Annotated in this window: 1 rRNA gene; it reads left to right on the top strand. The window is 53.5% G+C overall.

From position 1 onward, the window contains the following. Positions 1 to 10 precede the first annotated feature (10 nt). Positions 11 to 1,563 (top strand): 16S ribosomal RNA (locus R7Q48_RS24055).

Here is a 1,563-nt window from a genome sequence, read left to right as displayed (position 1 = left end):
ACAAAATCTTAAATTGAAGAGTTTGATCATGGCTCAGATTGAACGCTGGCGGCAGGCCTAACACATGCAAGTCGAGCGGAAACGAGTTATCTGAACCTTCGGGGAACGATAACGGCGTCGAGCGGCGGACGGGTGAGTAATGCCTAGGAAATTGCCCTGATGTGGGGGATAACCATTGGAAACGATGGCTAATACCGCATGATGCCTACGGGCCAAAGAGGGGGACCTTCGGGCCTCTCGCGTCAGGATATGCCTAGGTGGGATTAGCTAGTTGGTGAGGTAAGGGCTCACCAAGGCGACGATCCCTAGCTGGTCTGAGAGGATGATCAGCCACACTGGAACTGAGACACGGTCCAGACTCCTACGGGAGGCAGCAGTGGGGAATATTGCACAATGGGCGCAAGCCTGATGCAGCCATGCCGCGTGTGTGAAGAAGGCCTTCGGGTTGTAAAGCACTTTCAGTCGTGAGGAAGGTAGTGTAGTTAATAGCTGCATTATTTGACGTTAGCGACAGAAGAAGCACCGGCTAACTCCGTGCCAGCAGCCGCGGTAATACGGAGGGTGCGAGCGTTAATCGGAATTACTGGGCGTAAAGCGCATGCAGGTGGTTTGTTAAGTCAGATGTGAAAGCCCGGGGCTCAACCTCGGAATAGCATTTGAAACTGGCAGACTAGAGTACTGTAGAGGGGGGTAGAATTTCAGGTGTAGCGGTGAAATGCGTAGAGATCTGAAGGAATACCGGTGGCGAAGGCGGCCCCCTGGACAGATACTGACACTCAGATGCGAAAGCGTGGGGAGCAAACAGGATTAGATACCCTGGTAGTCCACGCCGTAAACGATGTCTACTTGGAGGTTGTGGCCTTGAGCCGTGGCTTTCGGAGCTAACGCGTTAAGTAGACCGCCTGGGGAGTACGGTCGCAAGATTAAAACTCAAATGAATTGACGGGGGCCCGCACAAGCGGTGGAGCATGTGGTTTAATTCGATGCAACGCGAAGAACCTTACCTACTCTTGACATCCAGAGAACTTTCCAGAGATGGATTGGTGCCTTCGGGAACTCTGAGACAGGTGCTGCATGGCTGTCGTCAGCTCGTGTTGTGAAATGTTGGGTTAAGTCCCGCAACGAGCGCAACCCTTATCCTTGTTTGCCAGCGAGTAATGTCGGGAACTCCAGGGAGACTGCCGGTGATAAACCGGAGGAAGGTGGGGACGACGTCAAGTCATCATGGCCCTTACGAGTAGGGCTACACACGTGCTACAATGGCGCATACAGAGGGCGGCCAACTTGCGAAAGTGAGCGAATCCCAAAAAGTGCGTCGTAGTCCGGATTGGAGTCTGCAACTCGACTCCATGAAGTCGGAATCGCTAGTAATCGTGGATCAGAATGCCACGGTGAATACGTTCCCGGGCCTTGTACACACCGCCCGTCACACCATGGGAGTGGGCTGCAAAAGAAGTAGGTAGTTTAACCTTCGGGGGGACGCTTACCACTTTGTGGTTCATGACTGGGGTGAAGTCGTAACAAGGTAGCGCTAGGGGAACCTGGCGCTGGATCACCTCCTTA

It is taken from the genome of Vibrio sp. 378 (genome assembly GCF_033339435.1).
Note: the sequence above shows the minus strand (reverse complement) of the source record. Positions and strands in the feature narration are given on the sequence as shown.